This window comes from Corynebacterium kefirresidentii, from assembly GCF_016599755.1.
GTDB classification, from domain to species: Bacteria; Actinomycetota; Actinomycetes; order Mycobacteriales; family Mycobacteriaceae; genus Corynebacterium; species Corynebacterium kefirresidentii.
This window is the reverse complement of sequence record NZ_CP067012.1, coordinates 48072-72401: the sequence shown is the minus strand read 5'-3', so window position 1 is coordinate 72401 and position 24330 is coordinate 48072. Positions and strand designations below refer to the sequence as shown.

The 24330-nt window shown below is 59.6% G+C and carries 27 protein-coding genes and 1 pseudogene; 21 read left to right on the top strand and 7 right to left on the bottom strand.

The features are described 5' to 3' along the window. Window positions 1-9 precede the first annotated feature (9 nt). Window positions 10-780 (top strand): TSUP family transporter, encoded by a 771-nt coding sequence (locus I6I12_RS00625; protein WP_200288417.1) that lies wholly within the window; start codon window positions 10-12, stop codon window positions 778-780. Here the strand turns inward: I6I12_RS00625 and I6I12_RS00620 are convergent, their stop codons facing one another. Together I6I12_RS00620 and I6I12_RS00615 are read right to left on the bottom strand one after the other, a co-directional pair. After that, window positions 781-3048: an ATP-dependent RNA helicase gene (locus I6I12_RS00620; protein WP_200288416.1), complete on the bottom strand. Its 2268-nt coding sequence runs from the start codon at window positions 3046-3048 to the stop codon at window positions 781-783. Beyond that, window positions 3049-3714, bottom strand: coding sequence for a sugar O-acetyltransferase (locus I6I12_RS00615; protein ID WP_200288415.1), 666 nt, complete (start codon window positions 3712-3714; stop codon window positions 3049-3051). A 170-nt stretch (window positions 3715-3884) separates the two neighbouring features. On the opposite strand from I6I12_RS00615, the gene I6I12_RS00610 reads away from it, so the two are divergent. Then, the gene (locus I6I12_RS00610) at window positions 3885-4214 is read left to right on the top strand and encodes a hypothetical protein (protein ID WP_234288138.1); all 330 of its coding nucleotides are present in this window, start codon (window positions 3885-3887) and stop codon (window positions 4212-4214) included. A 94-nt stretch (window positions 4215-4308) separates the two neighbouring features. Here the strand turns inward: I6I12_RS00610 and I6I12_RS00605 are convergent, their stop codons facing one another. After that, a complete protein-coding gene (locus I6I12_RS00605; RefSeq protein WP_200288414.1) occupies window positions 4309-5019 on the bottom strand; it encodes an ASCH domain-containing protein in 711 nt (236 codons plus the stop codon). Window positions 5020-5359: 340 nt separating this feature from the next. Further along, the gene (locus I6I12_RS00600) at window positions 5360-5827 is read right to left on the bottom strand and encodes a MepB family protein (protein WP_234288137.1); all 468 of its coding nucleotides are present in this window, start codon (window positions 5825-5827) and stop codon (window positions 5360-5362) included. Between the two features lie 150 nt (window positions 5828-5977). Between I6I12_RS00600 and I6I12_RS00595 the strand changes: the two genes are divergently transcribed. Then, window positions 5978-6667: an alpha-ketoglutarate-dependent dioxygenase AlkB family protein gene (locus I6I12_RS00595; protein ID WP_200288413.1), complete on the top strand. Its 690-nt coding sequence runs from the start codon at window positions 5978-5980 to the stop codon at window positions 6665-6667. 38 nt (window positions 6668-6705) lie between these two features. Next, window positions 6706-7251 carry an NADPH-dependent FMN reductase gene (locus I6I12_RS00590; RefSeq protein WP_200288412.1) on the top strand — a complete coding sequence of 182 codons (546 nt, stop codon included), beginning with the start codon at window positions 6706-6708 and terminating at the stop codon, window positions 7249-7251. 141 nt (window positions 7252-7392) lie between these two features. Here I6I12_RS00590 and I6I12_RS00585 read toward each other — a convergent pair whose 3' ends face one another. Beyond that, complete coding sequence (locus I6I12_RS00585; RefSeq protein WP_200288411.1) at window positions 7393-8970, bottom strand: aldehyde dehydrogenase family protein; 1578 nt, start codon at window positions 8968-8970, stop codon at window positions 7393-7395. Between the two features lie 45 nt (window positions 8971-9015). Then, entirely contained in the window at window positions 9016-11265 is a 2250-nt protein-coding gene (gene betT / locus I6I12_RS00580) for a choline BCCT transporter BetT (RefSeq protein ID WP_200288410.1), read from the bottom strand. Window positions 11266-11598: 333 nt separating this feature from the next. On the opposite strand from betT, the gene betA reads away from it, so the two are divergent. The 5 genes from betA to I6I12_RS00555 all read left to right on the top strand — a co-directional run bounded on the left by betA (window position 11599) and on the right by I6I12_RS00555 (window position 16501). Continuing rightward, window positions 11599-13374, top strand: a complete 1776-nt coding sequence (gene betA, locus I6I12_RS00575; protein WP_200288409.1) for a choline dehydrogenase — start codon at window positions 11599-11601, stop codon at window positions 13372-13374. 179 nt (window positions 13375-13553) lie between these two features. After that, window positions 13554-13673, top strand: coding sequence for a chemotaxis protein (locus tag I6I12_RS00570; RefSeq protein ID WP_200288408.1), 120 nt, complete (start codon window positions 13554-13556; stop codon window positions 13671-13673). Window positions 13674-14017: 344 nt separating this feature from the next. Beyond that, on the top strand, window positions 14018-14170 hold the full coding sequence (locus I6I12_RS00565) for an alkane 1-monooxygenase (RefSeq protein ID WP_200288407.1): 153 nt from the start codon (window positions 14018-14020) through the stop codon (window positions 14168-14170). An 82-nt stretch (window positions 14171-14252) separates the two neighbouring features. Next, window positions 14253-14612, top strand: a complete 360-nt coding sequence (gene cmtR / locus I6I12_RS00560; RefSeq protein ID WP_150851294.1) for a Cd(II)/Pb(II)-sensing metalloregulatory transcriptional regulator CmtR — start codon at window positions 14253-14255, stop codon at window positions 14610-14612. Next, window positions 14609-16501: a heavy metal translocating P-type ATPase gene (locus I6I12_RS00555; RefSeq protein ID WP_200288406.1), complete on the top strand. Its 1893-nt coding sequence runs from the start codon at window positions 14609-14611 to the stop codon at window positions 16499-16501. Before cmtR ends, I6I12_RS00555 begins: the two co-directional genes overlap by 4 nt. A 916-nt stretch (window positions 16502-17417) precedes the next feature. Here I6I12_RS00555 and I6I12_RS00550 read toward each other — a convergent pair. Then, complete coding sequence (locus tag I6I12_RS00550; protein WP_200288405.1) at window positions 17418-18143, bottom strand: TIGR02391 family protein; 726 nt, start codon at window positions 18141-18143, stop codon at window positions 17418-17420. Window positions 18144-18256: 113 nt separating this feature from the next. On the opposite strand from I6I12_RS00550, the gene I6I12_RS00545 reads away from it, so the two are divergent. From I6I12_RS00545 to I6I12_RS00495, 12 genes and pseudogenes are all read left to right on the top strand, one after another. After that, window positions 18257-18607: a VOC family protein gene (locus tag I6I12_RS00545; RefSeq protein WP_034656146.1), complete on the top strand. Its 351-nt coding sequence runs from the start codon at window positions 18257-18259 to the stop codon at window positions 18605-18607. A gap of 251 nt (window positions 18608-18858) precedes the next feature. After that, window positions 18859-19059, top strand: a pseudogene (locus I6I12_RS12100) (LysE family transporter); the annotation flags it as partial. Window positions 19060-19079: 20 nt separating this feature from the next. After that, a complete protein-coding gene (locus I6I12_RS11935) occupies window positions 19080-19226 on the top strand; it encodes a hypothetical protein (protein ID WP_023020319.1) in 147 nt (48 codons plus the stop codon). A 136-nt stretch (window positions 19227-19362) separates the two neighbouring features. Then, window positions 19363-20037, top strand: a complete 675-nt coding sequence (locus I6I12_RS00535; RefSeq protein ID WP_023020320.1) for a LysE family translocator — start codon at window positions 19363-19365, stop codon at window positions 20035-20037. Between the two features lie 9 nt (window positions 20038-20046). Further along, window positions 20047-20376 carry a YbjQ family protein gene (locus tag I6I12_RS00530; RefSeq protein WP_023020321.1) on the top strand — a complete coding sequence of 110 codons (330 nt, stop codon included), beginning with the start codon at window positions 20047-20049 and terminating at the stop codon, window positions 20374-20376. Further along, the gene (locus I6I12_RS00525) at window positions 20369-21304 is read left to right on the top strand and encodes a CE1 family esterase (RefSeq protein ID WP_023020322.1); all 936 of its coding nucleotides are present in this window, start codon (window positions 20369-20371) and stop codon (window positions 21302-21304) included. The genes I6I12_RS00530 and I6I12_RS00525 overlap by 8 nt, the downstream gene beginning before the upstream one ends. A 35-nt stretch (window positions 21305-21339) precedes the next feature. Beyond that, complete coding sequence (locus I6I12_RS00520) at window positions 21340-21624, top strand: RNA-binding S4 domain-containing protein (protein WP_023020323.1); 285 nt, start codon at window positions 21340-21342, stop codon at window positions 21622-21624. Next, window positions 21625-22452, top strand: a complete 828-nt coding sequence (locus I6I12_RS00515; RefSeq protein ID WP_023020324.1) for a VOC family protein — start codon at window positions 21625-21627, stop codon at window positions 22450-22452. A 5-nt stretch (window positions 22453-22457) separates the two neighbouring features. Further along, window positions 22458-22763, top strand: a complete 306-nt coding sequence (locus tag I6I12_RS00510; protein WP_023020325.1) for an MGMT family protein — start codon at window positions 22458-22460, stop codon at window positions 22761-22763. Further along, window positions 22760-23119 (top strand): DMT family transporter, encoded by a 360-nt coding sequence (locus I6I12_RS00505; protein WP_023020326.1) that lies wholly within the window; start codon window positions 22760-22762, stop codon window positions 23117-23119. The genes I6I12_RS00510 and I6I12_RS00505 overlap by 4 nt, the downstream gene beginning before the upstream one ends. Further along, the gene (locus I6I12_RS00500) at window positions 23116-23433 is read left to right on the top strand and encodes a DMT family transporter (RefSeq protein WP_023027792.1); all 318 of its coding nucleotides are present in this window, start codon (window positions 23116-23118) and stop codon (window positions 23431-23433) included. Before I6I12_RS00505 ends, I6I12_RS00500 begins: the two co-directional genes overlap by 4 nt. 27 nt (window positions 23434-23460) lie before the next feature. Then, window positions 23461-24327 (top strand): hypothetical protein, encoded by an 867-nt coding sequence (locus I6I12_RS00495; RefSeq protein ID WP_023027793.1) that lies wholly within the window; start codon window positions 23461-23463, stop codon window positions 24325-24327. The last annotated feature ends 3 nt before the right edge of the window (window positions 24328-24330 follow it).

Here is a 24330-nt window from a genome sequence, read left to right as displayed (position 1 = left end):
ATCGGGGGCATGGAAATCGATGTGGTGCAGTGGGTAATTCTCTTCTTTGGTACCGCGGCCGCGGGGTGGGTCGATGCGGTCATCGGCGGTGGCGGATTGATCCTGATCCCGATGCTGCTGGCGGTCCTGCCGGGCCTTGCTCCGGCCGCCGCTTTGGGCACTAGCAAGCTTGCTGCGGTGACTGGCACCGGATCCGCTGCTGTGACCCTTGCGCGCAAGGTGAAGCTGGACAAGGCAGAAATGGCGCGGTTCATCCTCATCGCACTGGTCTGCTCCGGGTTGGGGGCCAGCGTGGCCTCGAGCCTCGATAAAGACGTTATGCGGCCCATCATCATCGTGCTCATGGTGGCTGTGGGTATCTTCGTTGCCTTCAAGCCAGATTTTGGCAGTAGCGATTCGGCCGGTACCCGTGGCGGTTGGCGGACCGTCGTGGTCCTGTTACTCTCCGGCATCATTTCTTTTTATGATGGCATCTTCGGTCCGGGTACCGGAATGTTTTTGATCATGGCCTTTACCTCTATTTTTGCGCAGAACTTCTTGACCTCTGCGGCCATGGCCAAGGTGGTCAATACCGCTACCAATTTCGGCGCGCTCATCGTGTTCATTATTGGCGGGCACGTGTGGTGGACGCTCGGCATCGTGCTCGGCGTAGCCAATATCGCCGGCGCACTTCTCGGTGCTCGTACCGTACTTGGCGGCGGTGCCAAATTCATCCGCTACGCGTTGCTTACCCTGGTGGTGGTCATGAGCTGCTACCTGGGCTGGCAGCAATGGGGTTAATTACATCCGATTCTTGGTGCGCGCGGTAGCAATCGCATTCCACGGGTCCTCCGGCCAGGGGTGCTTGGGGTAGCGGCCGCGCATATCGGCGCGCACGCCGGCATAAGGTCCGGACCAGAAGCTGGCGAGATCATCGGTCACCGCGAGCGGCCGGCCGGCGGGGGAGAGCAGGTGGAATTGCACGCGGTGGCCGCAGTATTCGGGGGATTCGGCTAGGCCGAAGCATTCTTGCAACTTGATATGAACCACGGGGCGATCGCCGGACCAGTCGATTATGGCATCGCGGCCGGAGGGCACCGGAAGGCGCTCAGGGGCGAGCTCGTCCAGGTGGGTGGCTTCCGGCCAGGGAAGGAGGCGTTGCAGCGCGGGGTACATGTCTAGCTTGGCGGCGGGAGTGCCCTCGGCGATGCGATGTAATTCGGGCCCGAGCCATTCGGCGGGATCCGCGGAGTCGACATCGGGCCACGGATCGCCAAAGTGGGAGTGCAGGTGGTGCAGGCGGTCTTTTAATCTTTGGGCCTTCTCGCTGAAGGTAAAGAGTCCTAGGCCTTCTTCACGGATGCCGGCGGCAAGCGCCTCCTCGGCTGCGGGGCCCGTGACTTTAACCGGGGTCTCAGAAAGGGTGATGGCGCCCGCGGCCCTGACCTTGACGCCGCGCACGCGGCCATCGCGCAGGAAGGCGCGGGTTTCCTCGGTGACGCCGATGGCCGCCAGGGCAGCCGATTCCTCGATGCGGGCGGCCGAGCGAATGATGGCATTGCCCGCATTGGACAAGGACACCTCCGCGATGGCAAGCCACGGCGCTCCGGCCAAACCTGAGTTATCGAGCAGGCGCGCGCGGGTGCCGCTGGCCAGCAGGTAATCTTCGCCCATGCGCTTGGCCACCTGCTCGGGAAAGGCGGTGGCTACGACCTTCCCGGGATCGGCGGGGCCGAGATCGTCTACGAGACGTGCAAGCCGCTTGACCTCTCTTTGAGGTGGGCGGTGACGGGTGAGATCGGGGGTTAAGGGGGCGTCGGCAAGCGAGGCGATAATGGGCGCGGCCTGGCTGCCGTGGCGGAGCAAGGAGGCGCCGAGGCGCGGATCGGTGGGCAGGAGGGCGAGTTCCTGCGTCGCGCCAATGCGCTTGAGCGTTGCCTGCGCGGAGGCGAGGGCCTGGGCCGGCGGCGGATCGAGCAGCGGGAAATCCGGGCCCGCGCCCCAGCAGTCCAGAAACAGCGCGGCCTGGGTGAGGTCCGCGGAGAGGATCTCCGGGGTGGTGTGTGGGGAAAAGTGCTGGTAATCGTCCTGCGAATAGCAGCGAATCACGGTGCCTGGTGCCTCACGGCCGGCACGACCAGCGCGCTGATCGGCACTCGACTTTGAGGTAGAAACCGTCACCAACCCGGACATGCCGCGTTGGGCATCGCGTCGGGGAACGCGGGAAAGCCCGGCATCTACCACTACGCGCACACCCGGCACGGTCAGCGAGGACTCCGCGATAGAGGTAGCCACGACGATGCGCTGTTCCTCGGTATATAGCGCGGCGTCTTGCTCCGCGGTGGTTTGCTTGCCATGCAGGGGGAAGACATTATGGCCTGCTAAGGCATCGCACACGAGGTTGACCTCGCGCACACCGGGCACAAAGACCAGCGTTGATTCCTGCTGGCGAGCTGCCTGCTTGGCGACGTCCCCGTAAAACTCCCTCGTTCCCGCCGCCCTGCCCGGCATGGGGGCGTACTGGATGTCGAGCGGATGGGTGACTGCCTCGGTCACGTGGACGGGCGCATCCATAAGCTGGGAAAAACGCTGCGCATCCACGGTTGCAGACATGGCGATGACGCGAAAATCCTCACGCAATTCGGCTAGCTCCAGGCACATGCCTAGCACCAAATCCGTATCGAGCTGACGCTCGTGGACCTCATCGATGGCAACGGCGGCCACGCCCTCGAGTTCCGGATCCTTCAGCAGGCGGCGCAGCAGCACGCCCGGCGTGACGAACTCGACCTCGCTGCCCTTGCTGGACTCGCCCCGGATGGCGAAGCCGACCTTGTCCGGCGTGCCGTTAAGTGTGCTCAAGCGCTGCGCGGCCGCGCGCACGGCCACACGTCGCGGGGCGGTGACGATGACCTTGCCACGTCCTGCCGCATGATTGGCCAGCGCCGGAGGCACGAGTGTGGTCTTACCCGTGCCGGGCGGGGCCTGGATGACGACGTTTCCGGTGCTAGGTAGCGAATCGATGGTCTCGGCTACGGGAAGTCCCGCGCCGATGCGAGCGAGATCAAACATTTAGTTGGCGGCTCCAAAACCCTCGACAGGGCCTTTGAGATCCTGGCGCTCCCAGGCTTCCTCATTGTCTTCCAGTTTGCGCACCACGCGGCCGGGTGATCCCAGGACCAGCGAATTATCCGGGATATCGGTGGTAATAAGCGTGCCCGCGCCTAAGACGCAGTTCTTTCCAATCGTGATGCCCGGCAGCACGGTGACATGAGCACCGAGCCACGTATTATCACCAATGGTGATGGGCTTGGCTATCTCCCAGCCGCCGGCGCGCATCTCATGATCGTTTACCGGATGCCCCACCGTAATCAGGGAGCAATTGGGACCCACCATGACACCATTGCCGAGCGTTACCTGGGCCTGAGCCAAGATCGTAGCGCCGAAGTTAATGAAGACGCGCTCGCCGCATACTAGGTTGCAGCCGTACTCCAAGTTGAACGGCACGTGCAGGCCCGGCACCGCTGATTCTTCCGGCAGTATCTCGCGCAGGATGCCTTTGGCACGCTCTTGGTCCGTATTCTGTAGTTCGTTGAGCTGCTTAAGCAAGCGGAAAGTGCGCTGGTGCTCTTCCTTCGCCTCCGGCATGCTCGGCAAGAACCACTCCCCACTGGTCATCCGCTCCCATGAGCCGTAGCGTTCCAAGTCCTGCCGCACCTGTTCGTTCATGGGTGTCATTGTAGAGGGTGAGTGGTGCTTAATAAGTATCTGCGGAAATCACTTAGGTTCCGGTAAATCACAAACTCACAGGCCGCTTTTGTTGGCTCGATAAAATTTGTAGACGACATTGGCAAAGCGGTTGCTAATTCTCAGAGTTAAGGTTGAGCGTAAGTAGAAGGCCAAGCACAATGAGTGAGCATATGGAAACAGATTCAAGAAAAATCGTCGATAATATTTTGAGCGATATGGCGGAACTCAATGACTGGATCTGTATTGCTGATGCAACTGGGGCGAATGGGAAAAACTCGTTTTATGCTACGTATGACGATGTCGTTACCATCCTTAGCGCAGTCAAAAACTCCTCAGCAGTGACACTTGGAAAGCTCGGCGCAGGATTTCAAGACCTTCCGGATACTTGGTCTCCTAGGGAAATAGCGAGCGAAGTGTTTTCCTCCTCGGATCCTATCGTTGAGATGATGAACTTCTGGATAAGGGAAATAGAAGACCCCCAGCGGTAGCTCCCGCAATCTTCACCCCGCAAGAATGACGTTATCGATGAGGTGAATTCTGCACGTGGGGAGGAGGGCTATTCCACCTTTCGGTCTGAATGGATTATCGCAGTTTGAACTCGACGACGTCTACTTCATCATCGGCAGCTAATCCGGGATAGTGAGCATCTAGCGCTTTCTGAAGCTCGGCGAGAGAGCCAAAGCCGTCATTTCGAGCTTGCTTTTCCGACAATTTACTTCGCTGGATAGAGGAAACGGCCGTGACCTGTGCAGGAATGGTGACGACCTCTCCGGATTCTTTCTCGAAGACTATTTGGGCATTTCCTTCATGGAAAGGATCATCTACCCGAATTGTCTGTTGCTTTTCTCCGCTACGAATTGATTCCTCGTAGCCTTCCCACATGTAGATGCGCTGCTCTTGTTCTATATCTCGCCAGTTGAATGCGAATGGCAAGAGTTCTTCTACGGTAGGTGCTTCAAGTCCATTGCTTCCGCGCACGATGCACCGAATGGACGGATCAACATCAAAAAGCACCTGGCGGCATTTACCGTAGGGAGGAATAACTTGACCAGTAGGTCCGTATACGGCGACTACTGCTTGGATTGGGTCCTCTGGATAACTAGCAGCATGGTTAGCTAAAGCCGAGACTTCCCCGCAAGGACCACCGAGGAAGTGGTGCGCGTTCAAACCGAGTACGTGTTTGCCTGATTTGGTGAGGAGTGCTGCGGCTACAGTGTGATTTCCTCCGTCCTGAAAGCGCCGTGCGTGAGTAGTTGCTTTGGCTAGCAAATTTCGAAGTTCGTTCGTAATCACTCTTTAAGGGTAATGATTGCCGACGCGCTTCATCTAGGTGAAGACAGAGATCGGGAACATCGGGGTTTCTGGGATGCATAAAAAATTGCTGGGCTTAACAGACGTCCTCATGAATGCTATGACTACCGCTTTTGTGGGAGCGCGCGTGTGGGCAGAGAATGCAGGACGGCAGTCGGAATAAGCAATGTGCCGCAGCAATGACAGAAGCAGTCCTCTTTCTTTGCGCTTTAATAGGTGGGTGGATCCGCCGAAAACCGCGTTAGTGCGTAAGTTGAGCGTTTACCACCCTTCTGCGTACTGGGTGTGCAGATTGTGATCGATTTGCTTGTGTACACACAAATCAAAATTCTGTAAACGATGCCTGTTGCTGCTTTTGAGTCTTTAAAGCGTTGGAGTTCAGCCCCTCACTCCATGGCGGATATACTCTAAATCCTCTCTTTCCTGGGGTTGCTCCGGAGGTAATACCGAGACGTTGTAAATCTTGATTGCTAAATTGAAACACACCTCGGTGATCTCCTTGAATCACAAAGACTAGGAGACCGTCGCCGCAGGAAGAATCTTCAAAAGGCACGGATTCCCCTTCATGGTCGCGTTGCCAGAATGCTACGAAGGCTCCCGGCTTAGAAGGCGTGGTGCGTGCTGTGCGAACATGCCAGGTTTTAGCTCCCAACTCGGCTATTCCCGATTCATAATTCGCATTATCACTTGTTTCATTTATGCTGCCTTCTAAATTAAAGGCCGCCACAAATTGGTAAAAGGAATCAAACTTCATCTTCAAGGCGATATCCGCATCTTTTTCGTCCAGCATTGAAGCTTAAGGAAAGCGGCGGAGGGCAACAAATTCCCACGTTATTTGAAGTGTCCAGGGTTGGGGCCGATTTGTCTTGAAACGATTCTTACCCTTGTTGAAGGAAATTTCTGGATCGATTTATTGGGGTGCTGGGATTAGGGTGAGGTCATGCTTTTTGATTCGCTGCCGCGGCCGAGTGTGCGTGTGGCTCCGGGGGTGGGGCATGTGCCGGGATGGGTGGGCGTCGATAAGCAGAAGGCTTTGGTAGAAGAGATGCGCGGCATTGCGCGCGAGTATGCGGCTACGCCGATGGCGATGGTGCGGCCGCGGTTGAAATCCGGCGGGCAAATGAGCGTTTTTCAGCTGCATTTGGGCAGGTATTGGCATTATCCCAGCTATCGGTATGTGGACAATATGGACGGCACGCGGGTTCCGCCGGTGCCGGAGAGCCTGCGGCGGATTGCTCCGGGGGCGCTGCGCGCTGCGGCTGAGGTAGCACCTGAGCTAGAGCCGTGGGTGGAGAACTTCGTGCCGGAAATGGCGCTAGTTAATTACTATCCGCCGGGCTCGGCCATGGGCATGCACGTGGATGATTCGGAGGAGTCACCCGCCCCGGTGATTTCGCTATCCATTGGGGATGAGGCGCTTTTCCGCATGGGCCATACCGAATCGCGCACGCGGCCGTGGGATGATATCACGCTGTGTTCTGGGGATTTGGTGGTCTTTGGTGGGCCAAAGCGCTTTGCCTACCACGGCGTGGTGCGCGTTAATGATGGAACGTTGCCGCAGGGGTGCGGGCTGAGTGAAGGACGTATCAACATCACTATCAGACAAGTATCTGCACGGGCGGTAAGCTAGGGATGTTACATAAAGCTTGAAGGAAAGAAGGTTCTCTTATGTCTCGTATCGGCATCATCATCGGCACTACCCGCGATAACTCGGCCGGCAAGGTAGTAGGTGAGTGGATTTATGATCTTGCCCAGGGGCGCCAGGATGGGGTGGAGTATACCCTGCTGGACCTCAAGGAGTTTGATGTTCCACTGCTGACCACTGACGTCATTCCTGCCACCGCCAATAAGCAGTATGCGGATGAAAAGGTGCAGGCGTGGTCTGATGCAGTGGATGCCTGCGATGGTTTCGTATTTGTTACCCCGGAGTACAACCGCTCCGTGCCGGGTCCATTCAAGAATGCCTTCGACTGCTTGGCTGGGGAGTGGACCGGTAAGCCGGTTGCGTTCGCCGGTTACGGTCCAGCGGGCGCAATCCGCGGCGTGGAAGCATGGCGCACCGTCGTGGTCAACTTCTCCATGCCGCAGCTGCGCAATCAGCTCGACTTCGGTTTCTTTACTGACTGGATCGAAGGCGAATTCCGCCCTGTAGATGCCAAGGTGGAACGCACCAATTCCTTGCTGGCCGAGCTGGAAGATGCCGTTTCCGCATAATCAGTTCGCACAGCGGCCACGTTCTGGCCCCGCAATAGGCGAACGAGAACGATAACGTGGCCGCATGTTGGCCTCATTTAAAAATCCAGCCCCCGCTGCTCACGAAGAGCGCGGGGGCTGAATGCTATGTGGCCGGTTTAGTTACTGCAGGCCAAACTGATCCCACGCGGCAGGGGAGAGGTTCTGGTACACGTGCTTGTGTTCCTGGTACTCGGCCAAGCCGGTGGGGCCAAGCTCGCGGCCGTTGCCGGACTGCTTGAAGCCGCCCCACTCTGCCTGCGGCAGGTAGGGGTGGAAGTCGTTGATCCAGATGGTGCCGTGGCGAAGGGCGCGGGCGACGCGCTCGGCGCGGCCGGCGTCGGAAGTGTAGACGGCGCCTGCCAGGCCGTACTCGGTGTCGTTGGCGATCTCGATGGCCTCCTCCTCAGTGGTGAAGGTCTCGATGGTCACGGTAGGGCCGAAGGCCTCGTCATGGACACAGTCCATCTCGCGGGTAGCTCCATCAATGATGGTCGGCAGGTAGTACACACCAGCGCCTAGGTCGGTGGTGCCGGTGCCGTGCTGGCCATTGGAGTCCTCGCTGGTAGCGGCGCGGCCGCCGGTGAGGATCTTGGCTCCCTGTTCGTGGGCCTTGTCCACGTAGGCGGCGACCTTCTCGCGGTGCTCGGCGGAGATGAGCGGGCCGGTCTCTGCCTTGTCATCGGTCGGGCCGCCGATCTTGATCTTATTGGCGCGCTCCACCAGGGCGTCGACGAACTTATCGTGCAGGGACTCTTCCACGACGATGCGGGAGCCTGCGGAGCAGACCTGGCCGGAGTGGAAGAAGGCGCCATTGAGGGCGTTGTCCACGGCAACGTCGAAGTCGGCATCGGCGAAGATGACGTTCGGGTTCTTGCCGCCGAGCTCGAGCGCAGTGCGCTTGACGGTCTCCGCCGCATTCTTGGCGATGATCTTGCCGGTGACCAGGCCACCGGTAAAGGAGACCATGTCTACATCTGGGTGCTGGGAGAGCGGGTTGCCGCAGTTAGCGCCAGCGCCGGTGATGAGGTTGCCTACGCCGTCCGGCAGGCCGCACTCCTTGAGGGCGGCCATGAGCAGCATCGCGGTGTGTGGGGTGAGCTCCGCCTGTTTGAGGACGAAGGTATTGCCGGCGGCCAGGGCCGGGCCGACCTTCCAGGAGACCTGCAGCAGCGGGTAGTTCCACGGAGTAATCAGGCCGCAGACGCCGACGGGCTCGGCATCGATGCGGGAGCGCAGGTTGGGATCCTGCGGGTCGACTACGCGACCGGCCTGGTGCTGGGCCAGGGTGCCGAAGTACTCGAAGGCGTTGGCGATATCATCCATATCGCCCAAAGACTCCTCATAGCGCTTGCCGGTATCAGCGGACTCGGCCTGAGCGAAAAGCTCCTTGTGTTCACGGATGAAATCGGCAACGCGGATAACGAGCTTGCCGCGCTCGGCGGACGGGGTATTGGCCCACTCGCCGTTATCGAAGGTTTCACGGGCAACCTTGATGGCGCGCTCGGTGTCCTCGTCGGATGCCTCGGAGACTAGACCGACGGTGGAACCATCGGCCGGGCAGATGATGGTGCGGGTTTCGCCGCTCTGGGCGGCTTCCCACTTACCGTTGATGAACAGGGACTTCGGGGCGCCATCGGCATGCACGCCCTTCAGCAGCTCGGTCTGGGTGGGGTCGAACAAAGTGTTCTGGGTGCTCAAGTGAAAAGCAACCTTTCTCTCATAGAGGTAGTTGTAGTGGCCAGCTTAGCTATCTTCGCGCCAGGTGCGCTCGGGCTCGGCGCCATCGGAGACGTCGGAGTCACCCGGCTGGGTCTGCTGCATGTAAAGGAAGGCCAAGTGGCGCTCATAAAGATCCAGCACGTTATTGATGATTTGGTTCTCGGAATAGCCGTAGACGTCATAGCCCAGCGAACCGGTCATATCGTAGACCTCGAGGCGGTAGTACTCGTCGCCCTCGCCCGCGCTGAAATCGGGGCGCTCGGCCGCGACTGGGAAGAGCTGGTAGCGGAACATGCGCTCATTGTGCAGCTTTACTTCTAGGTCGAGCTGGGGCAATTCGACGTCGGGAAGCTCGCTGGTGAGCAAGATGGCGTCGTAGCCGCGGGTACGCATGTGGGTAGCAACCTGCTCCAAGGCGTAGGTGGCGGTATCGCGCAGGTAAGTATCCATCTCCTTCTTGGAAGGGAAGGTATTGGCGCGGTCGAGGCGGTTCTTCCACAGGTTGGAATCCGAAGGATCGCGCTCGGTGCGGGAGGAAATCACGCCATGCATTGCGGTGGTGCGGGCCTCGCGCTGCACGTTTTCAAGGCGCAGGGACTTCCACAGGGAGAACATGATGAGGTAGACCACGAAGGCGAAGGGCAGGCCCATCACGACGGTCGCGGACTGCACGGTGGCGATGCCATCGATCTGCAGCAGTGCCAAGGTCAGCGCACCCACGGTTACGGACCAGAAGATGCGCAGCCAGCGTGCTCCATCCTGGCGGTTATCGGTGATGCGAGAGGTGAAGTTGGACATCACCAGCGCGCCGGAGTCGGCCGAGGTGATGTACAGCAGTAGGCCAATAAAGGTGGTCAGGAAGATGACGATGCCAGAGCCTGGGAACTCGTGCAGCATGTCGTAGAAGCCTTGTTCTGGCACGTTAATAGCGTTCTCGGCGAATTCGGGGTAGTCACCGGAGCGGACCATGTCCAAGGCAGTGTTACCAAAGAAGGACATCCACATCAGGATGAATAGGAACGGGAAGGTCAGGGTGCCGAAGATGAACTGGCGCAGGGTGCGGCCGCGGGAGATGCGGGCCAGGAAGAGGCCGACGAAGGTCGCCCAGGCGATCCACCATGCCCAGAAGAAGAGGGTCCAGGACTGCATCCAGGTATCTACGTTGGCTTGGTCTTCGGCAAAGGCGAAGGTCTCCATGGTCCAAGATGGGAACTTTGCGACGTAGTCACCGATATTGGTCACGATGGCATCGAAGAGGTAGGCGGTCTTGCCAAAGACCACGACGTAGACCATCAGTGCGATGGCCAAATAGACGTTGAGCTCGGAGAGGAAGCGAATGCCCTTATCGACGCCGGATACGGCCGACAGCGTGGCAATGGCCACCGCAATAATGATGAGGGCGGACTGCAGGCCAAGGCCCTGCTCAATTCCAAAGATGAGGTGGAAGCCATAGGAAAGCTGCACCACGCCGATGCCCAGGGAAGCGGTCACACCGAAGACGGTGCCCAGCATGGCGGCGATGTCCACCGCGGAGCCGATAGGGCCGTGCACGCGCTTGCCGATGAGCGGGTAGAGCGCGGAGCGGATAGCCAGCGGCATGTTCAGGCGGTAGGCAAAGTAGCCAAAGGCCATGCCCATAAGTGCATAAAGCGCCCAGCCGGTGAGGCCATAGTGGAACATGGCATAGACCACGGCTTCCTTGGCGGCCTCCATGGTTTCGCCGTCACCGACCGGTGGCTGCATGTACATGGTGACCGGCTCGGCCACGGCGAAGAACATGAGGTCCACGCCGATGCCAGCGGCAAAGAGCATGGACGCCCAGGAGAAGGTATTGAATTTCGGCCGCGAGTGGTCCGGGCCAAGGCGGATATTGCCGGCATTGGAAAAGGCAATATAGAGCACGAAGACCACGGCGATGGTGGCGGTGAGGACATAGAACCAGCCAAGGTTGTGGCCGATCCAGCCGGTCACACTGGCGAGGGTTTCTGCCGCGGAATCGCGGCCGAGCCCAGCATAGAGCGCCATGGCAATAATGAGGACGCCAGAGATGATAAATACCGGCCAGTTTGTCTTGGGAGCAGGGACCTGATCTGCGCCTACGGCATCGCCGGTTTCGGCCTTGTAGCTGCCGACGAGGGCGCGGACTCGGTAGCGCGGACTGCGCTTCTTGGGCTCTCCAGAGGGGGTTGCGAGAGAGGTGTTTTTACCCCCTTCTTGGGGGTCTTTATGTGAAGTGAGAGACTCCTCAGGATTGTGAGGATCAAAGTTAGCCATCTACTTCTCCTATTGCTGGTTGTTTTGGGCCGAATCTTTCGCACGAGTGCCCCAAAATGCTCACAAGATCGCAGGGAGAGATAGGTGAGTGAAATGAATCATATTCGGGCGAACTATGCGCAAAGACTGCGGATTTCATCTCCAGAGAAATCCATCCGGACAAGGTAAATATACATTAAGATGGGCAAACTTCTAGCGGGATGTGTACTCTGGAGGCGGTGCCCGCACATAAGGCGATGTGAATAATTACAGACTTTTGTATAAATTACAATATTTTCACTTCCGGTGGGGCAATCTTGACGTGTGAAATATTTCACAGAAAGAAGGGGATTTATGGGTTTTATGGACAAGCTGACCAAGAAGCGTTCCGCTAAAAAGGTCACCGATGAAGTAAGCGACGTAGTCGTCGTTGGCGGTGGCTCCGCAGGCTCCGTCATCGCCGCACGCCTGACCGAAGACAAGAACACCCGCGTGCTGGTCCTTGAGGCTGGCCGCCCAGATTCCCTGTGGGATCTGTTCATTCACATGCCATCCGGCTTCTCTTTCCCAATCGGCGCAAAGAACTATGACTGGATGTATGAGTCCGATCCAGAGCCAGAGATGAACGGCCGCCGTGTCTACCATGCTCGCGGCAAGGTCCTTGGCGGATCTTCCTCCATCAACGGCATGATCTACCAGCGCGGTAACCCGATGGACTACGAGAAGTGGGGCCAGAACCCGGGCATGGAGAACTGGGACTTCGCCCACTGCCTGCCGTACTTCAACCGCATGGAAACCGCCGCTGCAGCTGAGCCGAATGACCCGCGCCGTGGCCACGATGGCCCGCTGTACCTCTCCCGCGGTCCGGCTACCTCCGAGCTCTTCCAGGCCCTGTTCAAGTCTGTGCAGGAAGCCGGCTACAACCTGACCAATGACGTCAATGGTTACCGCCAGGAAGGCTTCGCTCCGTTCGACCGCAATATTAAGAACGGCAAGCGCTGGTCCGCTGCCCGTGCCTACCTCTATCCCAATATGGATCGCGAGAACCTCGAGATCCGTACCCGCGCATTTACCACCAAGATCCTCTTCGAGGGCCAGAAGGCCGTCGGCGTCGAGTACGAGTGGCAGGGCGGCGTTCACCGCGTCTATGCCGAGAAGATCGTGCTGTCCGCCGGTGCCATTAACACCCCGCAGCTGCTGGAAATCTCCGGCATTGGTGACCGCGAGATTCTGGAGAAGCACGGCATCGACGTCGTCAAGCACCTGCCAGGTGTGGGCGAGAACCTGCAGGACCACCTCGAGGTTTACATTCAGTACGAGACCACCAAGTCCACTGCTTCTTCCCAGCCTTACCTGGATAAGTGGCGCTGGCCGTTCATGGGTCTGCAGTGGCTGCTCACCCACAAGGGCCCGGTTGCTACCTCCCACTTTGAGGGCGGCGGCTTTGTGCGCTCCAATGACAATGAGGACTACCCGAACCTCATGTTCCACTTCCTGCCGATGGCTGTGCGCTATGACGGCCAGAAGGCGGACGTCAAGCACGGCTTCCAGTGGCACGTCGGCCCGATGTTCTCCGATACCAAGGGGCACGTTCACATCAAGAGCGCCGATATCCACGACAAGCCGTCCATCCTCTTCAACTACCTGAAGACCGACCAGGACCGCCGCGAGTGGGTTGAGGCCGTACGCGTTGCCCGCTCCCTGCTGGATACCAAGGCTATGGAAGAGGTAGGCGCCCGCGAGTTCAGCCCGGGCCCGGATGTCCAGACCGACGAGGAAATACTGGAGTGGGTCCGCAACGATGGCGAGACCGCGCTGCACCCATCCTGCACCGCCAAGATGGGCGCGGAGTCCGATCCGATGGCCGTCGTTAATCCGGACACCATGGGTGTATGGGGCGTTGAGGGCCTCTACATTGCGGATGCCTCCGTCTTCCCATCCGTGACCAACGGCAATATCTACTCCCCAACCATGATGGTGGGCGAGAAGGCCGCCGACCTCATCGCCGGCCGCACCCCGCTAGAGCCAAACTACGCCGAGTGGTACAAGGCTAAGCACGATATGCCGCTCTACGCTGAGGGCGAAGCAGTCCGCGATCACAAGCACTCCATCCAGGGCGCTGACCACTAAGCAACCTCCTACCGGATTGCTCTAGCGCCGCGTTTCCCTTCCTTGGGGCGCGGCGCTTTTGCTTGCCGACGTCCCCGTGTTCCCACCGTCTCCCTAACGTCTAGGTAAGAGCCATGGTTTAATACCCTGGCAAGCGATTGCCCCAGTGAATCGAAGCGTCAGAGAAAAGGAGCCTGTGGATGCTAATTCTTATCGCGATGGTCATTGCTGCCTTGGCCGTTATTAAAAAACTCGACGACATAGATAAGCACCTAAAGGAGCTGCTCTCGTCGCGCGAAGATGGCGAAACACCGCGTTAATCGTGCGGGTGGCTAAGGAGATGGTGGACGAATTTCGAATTAACCAACTGCAAAAGGCCTATACCGACCGTGAAATGGAATTTTCCTGCGATGTAGCTTGAAGGGCTATGGCTTCGTAGACCAAAGTGGTTTCCAAGCAGCAGTTCCAGTACTTCGTATGCGGGGTAGACAACACTGCCGACTTCAAGGAAGTATCATTCCCGGATACTAGCGAAAAGAGATAGTCATTTGGATATTAGAAAGCTTCGCTACGTGTGGTTTGACCCGTACGTAATGTCCGTGAGTGTCTAGCCCTTGATGGAGAACCTGGTGTCGGTGTCGCTGGCCGCACCTACGCCGCCGTCATGTCCGCCGACACCCTGTTCATCACCATCCCCACAGGGGTGGGTGTGGACATCCACGTGAAGATTCTGGAGAACTTCGCCGCCCACGTCGCCCCCGCGTTGGGTTGGCAGCCGAACCGCGAAGGACCAGTCATCGGCTATCCCATCGACTAATTCTTGCAGGTGGCAGGACTTTCGCGTGACTGTTAGTTCAGCCCATTTTAAATAGTTCATCGCATACTGTATAATTCAGCGCATGCTGACTATTGCTTCGCGCCTCGACGTCATGAACCGGCTCGGCCGGGCCATGGCTGATCCGACGCGCTCCCGAATCCTGCTAACCCTACTAGACGGTCCGAGCTACCCGGCCGTGCTCGCGCAAAGCTTGGATCTGACCCGCTCGAACGTCTCGAACCACCTGTCCTGCCTGCGCGATTGTGGCATTGTCGTCGCTGAGCCGGAGGGCCGCAAGACCCGCTACGAAATCGCCGATCCCCACCTCGCGGCAGCGCTCGAAGCGCTGGTCCACGCGACGCTGGCCGTCGACGAGAATGCCCCCTGCATCGACACTGAGTGCTCGGTGCCCGACTGCGGCGAGAAAGGAACGGACGCATGAGTTCAGCATGTGGATGCGAACACGAACCCGTCACGGAGATTGACGAGCTCGATCGGCCATGGTGGAAGGACCCTGAGCTACTGCTGCCGATCTTCTCCGGGGTAGCCCTCATAACAGGACTGGCGCTGGACTGGTCCGACTTGGAGACGCCCGCGACGGTACTGTATTGGGTTGGCCTGCTGTTGGGCGCTTACACGTTCGCGCCTGGAGCGATCCGGAACCTTGTCACGAAGCGCAAGCTCGGCATTGGCTTGCTAATGACGATCAGCGCGGTCGGCGCGGTGATCCTCGGATTCGTCGGAGAGGCCGCGGCGCTAGCATTCCTGTACTCGATCGCCGAGGCACTGGAAGACAAGGCGATGGACCGGGCTCAAGGCGGACTGCGGGCACTGTTGAAGCTGGTACCGCAGACCGCGACGGTGCTGCGCGACGGCACAGCGGCCGAGGTCGCAGCGAAGGACCTCGAGGTTGGCGAGCTAATGCTCGTGCGCCCCGGGGAGCGGATCGCCACGGACGGCATCATTCGATCCGGGCGCTCCAGCCTTGACACCTCAGCGATCACCGGAGAATCCATTCCGGAGGAGGTTGCGCCCGGCGACGAAGTGCCTGCGGGAGCGATCAACTCCGCCGGGGTGCTGGAGGTCGAGACGACCGCAGCTGGGACGGACAACTCGCTGACCACACTCGTGGACCTAGTCGAGCAAGCGCAGGCGGAAAAGGGCGACCGCGCCCGGATCGCCGACCGGATTGCCCAACCCCTAGTGCCCGGGGTGATGATCCTGGCGGTGCTGGTCGGCGTTATCGGCTCGCTGCTGGGCGACCCTGAGACGTGGATCACCCGTGCGCTGGTAGTCCTGGTCGCAGCGTCGCCGTGCGCGCTGGCAATCTCCGTGCCGCTGACGGTCGTGGCCGCGATCGGCGCGGCCAGCCAGTTCGGAGTGGTCATCAAGTCCGGCGCGGCGTTCGAGCGACTCGGCAGTATCCGTCACCTGGCAGTGGACAAAACCGGAACCCTTACCCGCAACCAGCCTGAGGTTACCGGAGTGGTCCCGGCAGACGGATTCGATCGGACGCAGGTGCTTTCCTTCGCGGCAGCAGTTGAGCAGCAATCGACACACCCCCTCGCTGCGGCGATCGCGGCAGCGGGGCCCGAAGCGCCCACCGCCTCGGACATCAGCGAGGAAGCTGGGCATGGCATCGGCGGCACCGTCGAAGGCCGACGGGTGCTGGTGGGCAGCCCCCGATGGATCGACGCCGGACCACTGAAAGCAGACGTTGAGCGCATGGAGTCCGAGGGCCAGACCTGCGTCCTGGTCACCGTCGATGACGCTCTCGCCGGGGCGATCGGGGTCCGTGACGAGTTGCGGCCCGAGGTGCCCGAAGCCGTGCAGGCCCTGCACGCCAACGACGTGGAAGTAAGCATGCTCACCGGCGACAATACTCGCACCGCCCGGGCGCTGGCTGGAATCGCCGGAATCGACGACGTGCGCGCCGAGCTGCGCCCTGAGGACAAGGCAAGCATCGTCGCCGATTTCTCCTCCAAGACGCCGACGGCGATGATCGGCGACGGCATCAATGACGCGCCGGCACTGGCGGGCGCGACGGTGGGCATAGCGATGGGAGCGACCGGCTCTGACGCCGCGATCGAGTCCGCTGACGTCGCCTTCACCGGCCACGACCTCCGGCTAATCCCGAAGGCGCTGCAGCACGCCCGCCGAGGAAGCAGGATCATCAACCAGAACATCGTGCTGTCTCTGGCCATCATCATCGTGTTGATGCCACTGGCGATCAGCGGCGTGCTGGGCCTGGCTGCCGTCGTGCTGGTTCACGAGGTCGCCGAAGTGATCGTGATCTTGAACGGCCTGCGGGCTGCGCAAGCGAAGCGCTGAGGCTGTGACCGGCAAGTCTCATAAGGGTTAAACCACACGCCGAGCGGACACACCTTGGGCCAGGCACGTCATTCGAGTTCACGGTCCGTCTCCGTGGAATCGGGATCGTACTCGGTGACCTGTCCCTTCTCGGTGCGTGTGGGCATGGGGGCTGTGGGCGAGCCACCACCCGGCACGTGCCCCAGCCGGTCAAGGGCCCCCGAGCGCTCGGCGTCTCCAGCGCAGATCGTGGAAGGATCGAACTTGCTCAGGGACCAAGCGTCACTGCGAGACTCTTTTCGTCCCGCAACTTGAATAGTTCAGCGGCCTTGATACCGCGGACATCCATTCGGAGTGCTGCCGAGTCTCATCGACACAGCCCGTGACTACCTGGGCAGTGTGTTTGATAAAGGACCCCACCCTCATCAGCATTGCCGAGCCCTCGCCGTTCCAGTTGCCGTAACCGACTAGATGCAGATTCTTCACCGCGGTTTCGCGGCCGCGCATGAGGTGGCGGAATAGACCGAGAGCCGAACGAAAACCAGCGCACCAGATCAGATGGTCGTGGTCGTGCTCACTAAAGCTATCGAAGATGGGGGGATGTCCCCGAGGTTCGGGCCGGAATCGCCGCCGAGAATCCGGCGTCGGCTGCGTCGGTGAACGAACGGACCGCGCTTCAACCTACCCCTAATAACGCGAAGCGTCATCAACGCCCCGCGTTACACGTTTAATTTGAACTCCACAGAGTGTCGGCGCAGTTTAACGTGTGCGAGATTCATTCTTGGACCCAGCCCAGTCGCTGGCGTTAACCTTGCACAAAACTACGGCGATGGTCCTGGACGGCCTTGCTGACTGAGCACCCGGCACCTCCATCACAGGCGTTCGTGCTCCCCACATCCTTCGCTCAAGCGGACTTCTATCCCGTAAACCGATGTTGTCACCCCTCCAGGACGGTAGCCTTATCAACCCAGCGAGCCAATAGACTGAAAGCCGCGAGCTGCTCCAACGCGACTTGCTCCTCACCACCGTCGTGTGGAACATGCATCCCGGGATTGCGGATAGCCGCGTACAAGCCCTCTGCAAAGGCGCGGGCGCCCCGATGCAGGTTCTCAAACGTCTTACTGCCATCATTTTCCATAAGCCGAAGGCGCGGCACATTACGCTTCGGATCATGGAGTGAAAACGCCTCGTTGAAAAGTGCTGTTTCAGGTACGTCTAGGCGGTTCAGTTTCGCTTGGGGCTCTGCATTGACGCGGATGGCAGCCTGCATCACGGCTTGATGGTAGTGCCCGTGATTCCAGTAACCCTTGCCATTTTCCCACGCCCACGGATGCAGATTGGCTGCATCTAAGTCTGGCGTGTTCTCTCCGAGCTTTTCAGCGAGTTCAGACCGACGTTCAAGCGCTGTCTTGGCCCGGGCCGCTTGACCCCTCAGCCAGCTATACTCCTTGTCCTGGACCGGGCGTCCTTGTCTCCACCCGGGAAGCACTCGGTCAAGGATCATTTCAACGACATGGGCGCGTGCCGCAGCCTCAGTCGGCGATCCACTCATAACGGTTCCAAGGTAGGCGATGCCCGGGCCCATGTCGGGGACTACCTTCGCTGTGACTTGCAGGAACGCGTCTATCTCATTGATCGCCCACTCGGGGTCCAGCTCGGCCATGCCTCCATTATGACGTATGGGGTTGACATGGCCGGAGAGAACTGGTCTGATACCCCCACCAGAAACACCCCGCATTGTTGCAGGCGCGCTGACGCGCGCCCATCATGGAAACCATGAGCGATCCCAACTTCACGATCCGCCAGATCACCTTCGACTGCCACGATCCCTCAAAGCTCGCCAAGTTTTGGTCCGCCGCAACCGGCTGCGAAATCGCCGCGGATTACGGCGATTTCGTGATGGTTGATTCCACCCCGGCGCTGGGATTTCAGCGCGTTGAGGAACCGACACCTGGGAAAAACCGCATGCACGTCGACGTTGGCGGGGCGGAGCGCGAAACTTTAATAGAACGCCTCAAAGACCTAGGCGCCACCGAACTCACCACCCACGAAGCGCCGGGATTGGTGTGGACCGTCATGCAGGACCCGGAAGGCAACGAGTTCTGCGTGGGTAACCCCGGGGCCTAGCTACACGTTGAACTTGAACTCGACTTGGTTCAAGTCATCCGCGTGGCCCCGCGGTCGACCGGCGCCGGGTTGATGTGCGCGTTGGGGTGTGCAGCGGCACAGAGTTTTGGGTGACGGCATCCTTGGCTGGCGCTCCGCGGTGATCACTGCACGGCCTAGAGTGTTGGGTGCGCTGCAACTCATTGGCGGGCTTTTGTCCATATGAGCGTGTCTTCGATTCGTTCCGGTTTTAAGTCCGCCGCGTACCTACCGTGGTGGCGGGCACCGAGACTTACACGGAACAGGCCATCGCGGCCGGCAGCATTAATGACTTGACTGGCTGGCTCGCCTATAAGCTCGGGGTGGTCACGAACCTATCCAATCCGAAAGCGCTCGTGTTCTTCGGCGCGGTTTTCGCGCAGTTTATTCGCCCCGATATGTCGCTCACGTGGACCGTTGCAGTGGCGGTAATCCTCTTGGCGATGTCTGTGACATGGTTTCTACCTTTGCTCTCATTGTGCGCGCGGCATCGCGCTGGATTGCGCATCATTCCGCGGCCATCGATATCGTTTCGGGTCTTATCTTTGCGGTGCTGGGACTCGTTATGGCGGTGGAGGGCGTCATCGAGCTCTTCGGTTAGTGCAGGTGGCGGATTTCTATAAAAGAGTTGATATAGGAGCTACCTAAATCACAGAACTTACCTGTTTCGCTGCAGGTGAGAGCGTCCTTATAGTGGCATGCGTTGATCCAATGGCATGCGAGTATGGAGGTGTTAGGTGGCTATTAGCGCCCTCGTGACTCTGATGGGCGTGTGGTTCGCGGCGATGGCCTCGCCGGGCCCAGACGTAGTGCAAATCATTCGCTTAGGTGCGCGTTCTACGCGCGCAGCCGTATGGGCGGCGCTGGGTAGTACCACCGGCCTTACCATTTGGACCGTGGCCTCCTTGGCAGGGTTGTCCGCGCTGATTTCTGCGCACCCTGGGATCCTCGTGGTGCTGCAGGTTCTCGGTGGCTGTTACCTGCTGTGGATGGCCTATACCGCCATTACCGGTGGCATAAAGGAGCGTCGCGCGCCCGCAACCGTCGTGGGCACCGAAACCCGCGCCCCGCAGCCGCGCGGGTTTACACCGGACGGCATCATCAAGGCGGGCACTGCCTATCGCATGGGATTTATCTGCGATCTTTCGAACCCCAAGGTGGTCATCTTCTTTGGCGCCATCTTTGCCAATTTCATTGATCCCGGCATGGGCATCGGCGCCAATCTCATGGTGGGGGCCGTATTGATTCTGGAAAGCCTTGTGCTGTTTGTGGGCGTGGCTTTGAGTACCCGCGCGGTCTCAAAGTGGATGGCTAAGAACTCCGCCTGGGTGGATATTGTCAGCGGTGTGGTCTTCCTCTTGCTGGGTGTCATCATCCTTTTCGAGGGAGTGCGTGGTCTTATAGCCATGTAATCTGGGGCCATGATTTTTACCACTACCAATACCGTTGATGGCTATGAGATTACGGACTATATCCGCATTATCGCCGGGGAAACCGTCATCGGTATTAATATGCTGAAGGATTTCGGGGCATCCATCCGCAATATCACCGGTGGGCGCTCCGCCGGGTACGAAAGCGAGGCCATCAAAGCACGCGAAGCGGCACTCGATGACTTGTGGCGGCGCGGGCAGGAGCTCGGGGCCGATGGTGTGGTGGGCATCGCCTTTGATTATTCGCCCATGGGAACGTCGAATGACATGCTGATGGTTACGGCTACCGGCACGGCGGTGAAGCTGCGCGCTCGTGATTAAGGTAGGCAAGAAAACACTGGCCCTGTGCGCTGGGTTATGCGCGGCCGCCGGACTCATGGCGGGGTGCGAGGAAGAACCGCCGCAGCCGGGCAGCGTGCCAAATGAATCGCAAGGTGCGGCCGATGGCTATATCACCACGCTGCCGGACCAGGGCACAACGGCCAATGGCCGCTACCAGATCATTAACCTACAAAATCATCGCAGTTTTGTGGTGCATGTGCCGTTTAATGCGGATAAGCACCACCGCCTGCCCGTGGTCATGGCGATGCACGGCTATGAGATGGACGCCGGAAATATGTTTAAAGGCACCGACCTTTCCCAAGGCGATGCCATTACCGTCTTTGTTCAAGGTGCGGGCAAGGCGTGGGCACCGGCACCCTATGCGGTGACCAGTTTGGAAGAAGATCTCAAATACGTGGATGACACGATCGATTTCGTCCGCCGCCACTATCCCGCCACGGACACCACCTATGGCGTGGGCTTTTCCAATGGTGGTGGATTCGCCCGCGCGGTGACGTGCAAGCGGCCGGGCCTATTCGATGCGGTGGCCACGGTCTCGGCGGCAAAATATGACCGCGTGGAAAAAGACTGCGCCAGCGAACCCACCGATTACCTAGATATCCACGGCACCGAGGATGTGCTGATGAAATATGGCGGTGGGCGCCAGCACGGTGCGCACTACCACTCGGTCAAAAAATCACTACGCGGGATTGCGAAAGAGAATGGGTGCAATCCGTTTCCAAAGAGGCGTCGGAAAGAAGCAGTGGAGCACTTTACCTGGCGGGTATGTGATGCACGCACCGAGCAGTACACCATCCACGGCGGCACGCACACGTGGAACGGTGGGGCCACGGACCATTCCGGCTTAGTTAAGGCAGAATGGACCACCGATACGGTGCTGGATTTCTTCCATATTGCCCACCCGTAGTCAGCGCAACGCGCGGGCTGGGTAAGCTGGGCGGCATGCTAGACATTCCTATCAACGGCGATTCCATCAAATTGGGACAGTTCATCAAGCTGGCCAGCTTGGTGGCTACCGGCGGCGAGGCCAAGGAACTCATCGCGGAAGGCGTGGTTACGGTCAATGGCGAGCCCGAGACGCGCCGGGGTGCAACGCTCCACCCAGGCGACGAAGTGTGCATCGAGGATGCTTGCGCACGGGTGGGCGAGCCGGACGAAGACGATGATTACTTTGATGAAGCCACGGCTGACGATGACTTTGATCCGGAAAAGTGGAGGAATATGTAGATGCCAGCATTCGAAGCTGAAGTGGGCATGCCCTACTGGATTGACCTGACCACCTCGGATCCGCGCAAGTCCGCGCACTTCTACGAGGAAATGCTGGGGTGGGAGATTTCCGCCGAGTCCGCGGAGGAAAAGCCCTATCAGATGGCGCGCTTACAGGGCCTGCCCATCGCCGGACTTATCCCGCAACCGGAAGAAGCACCCATGCCGGATACTTGGGTGACCTACTTCCTCTCCAAGGACATCGCTGGTGATTGCCAGCGCGCCGAGAGCCTAGGCGGACGCATCCTGGTGGAGCCGCAGCAAGTGCAGCTAGGGCACATGGCTTTGCTTGCCGACGCCGCCGGTGGCATGTTCGGCCTCATTCAACCCACCGGCCCAGAACACTTTGTCGCTGCCGGCGAGCCCGGCACCCCGGTATGGCACGAGCTCACCGCTACCTCGGGTTTCCAGCGCGCAATGGATTTTTATGGCGAGCTTTTCAATTGGGAAATTCGCGCCATGCAGTCCGAGGATGAGAACTTCATTTACGCCACCGCGGAAGAAGACGGTGCGCCGTTTGCCGGCCTGTGGAACGCCGAGGGCCAGTTCCCGCCGCAGGTGCCGAGCTTCTGGCAGACCTACTTGGGCGTGCGCGATATCGACGCCGCTGCGAAGAAGGCCGTGGAACTAGGCGGCGAGGTCATCCGCGAACCATGGGATTCGCCCTTTGGCCGCATGTGCCTCTTGGCCGATTCCACTGGTGCGACCATCACCCTCACCGAGGTCGAAGACGCCCCTGAAGAGGAGCCAACCGAAGCGGATGACGTGCTGGGGCTCGACCCGCAGTAATCGCGATGAGTGAGTCGCCACTGGTCAAGCGCGTATTGGCGGTCGTGGCCGTGATTCCACCCGGCAACGTCACCTCCTATGGTGAGGTGGCTAAGGTGGCCGGTTGCGGCGCGCGCAATGTCGGTACCGTGTTAAAGCGCCACGGTGCCGGTACCGCCTGGTGGCGCGTGGTCCGCGCCGATGGCACCTCTCATGATCCCGTCCGCGCGGCGGACTACTGGGACCGGGAGGCCATCGCCCACGCTGGCGGCCGCGTTAAAATGCACGAGCACGGAATCGACACCCGCGAATTACAGGAGTTGATGGAGTGAGGGCCTGGGTCATCCTTTTTCTCGCGATTGCGAGCGAAGTCGTGGGTACCATCGCGCTGAAATACGCCGTGGACCATTTCTGGATCTACGGTGTTGCCGCTCTTTGTTTCATCCTCGCCTTCGTGCTCCTGCACCGCGTCATGCAAAAAGGCGTCAATGTGGGCGTGGCCTACGGCCTCTGGGCATCCGGCGGAGTAATTTCCACCGCGCTGCTTTCCGCCGCGCTCTTTGGCGAGCCGCTCGGAGCAGTAAAACTCGCTGGCATCGCGCTCATTATGGCCGGCGTATTCTGCGTGGAAATGGGCGCTAAACCGCACGAGGATGAAAACCGCACGGTGGAGGTGGCACCGCAATGATCTGGTTTCTGCTTTTCCTCGCTACCGCCATTGAGGTCACCGGCACGCTGTGCCTGCGCATGTCCGCGGTGACCGGTCGTCGCTTCTGGGTTGTGCTCGTCGCCCTGTGTTATGTCAGCGCCTATGGTTTCTTGGCGCTCGTGCTCAAGGCCGGCATGGACTTGGGCGTGGCTTATGGCATCTGGGCTGCCACTGGTGTCGCGCTTACCGCCGTCGCCTCATATCTCCTCTTCAAGGAGCCATTCACCTGGTTAAAATCCCTCGGAGTGGTTCTGATCGTCGGGGGAGTGCTGCTGGTAGAAGCTGGTGCGTAGCACCTGCGGGGGCGCTACTATATTTTCATGATGAAAAAGCTGGCGGTAGGTTCCCTGGTTACCGCACTCTCCCTCGCAATCGCCCCTGCCGCCCAGGCTGTCACCCTCGATCCGCACGCTGTGCCCGCGCGCACCCAGATCACCGTCCGGCATGATTCTGGCGCGACTGTGTCCACCGCTAATGCCCATGAGTCTCGCCCCGCACTGTCTTTGAGCAAGCTCTACTTGGGCTATTGGGTCCTAAAATACGGTGCGCCGGCCGACAAAGCCCGCGTGGAGCACATGATCCGCGTCAGCGATGACAACGTGGCTACCGACTTGGATCGCCGCTACCCGCAAGCCATCCCCAGCACCATCCACGAGTTTGGACTGCGCGAAACGCACTACACCGGGTATTGGGGAACGACCACTACGTCCACCGAGGACGTAGCGCGTTTTACCTCGCGTATTCAGCACGATCCCATTGCCGCACCCATCATGACCGGCATGGCTAACGCCGCCCCTGTGGCTGCCGATGGCTACCGCCAAGATTTTGGTACCTCACGAATTCCGGGCGTTATCGGTACCAAGTTTGGCTGGTCCGATAATCGCCGCATCCATGCCTCGGTATCCACCGCCCCTGGATTTACCGTAGCCGCCAATACCTACGGTGACGCGGGCACTCATACCGCAGATGTCACCCGTGCCGTACATAACGCCCCAGGCGCACTACCCGCAGCTGGCGGTTCTAGCCAAGTTATTGGCGCGCGCATCGAACGCGATTTGAATCTACAAGGCCCCGCGCGACAGGCCGTCCGCGATGCCACCCGCACGGCAGCGAGCTACGAGCGTCAAGCCTGCGCGAGCGCGAACCAGGCATTGGCGCAGGTAACGCCGATGCGTGTGTGCAACTAGGAC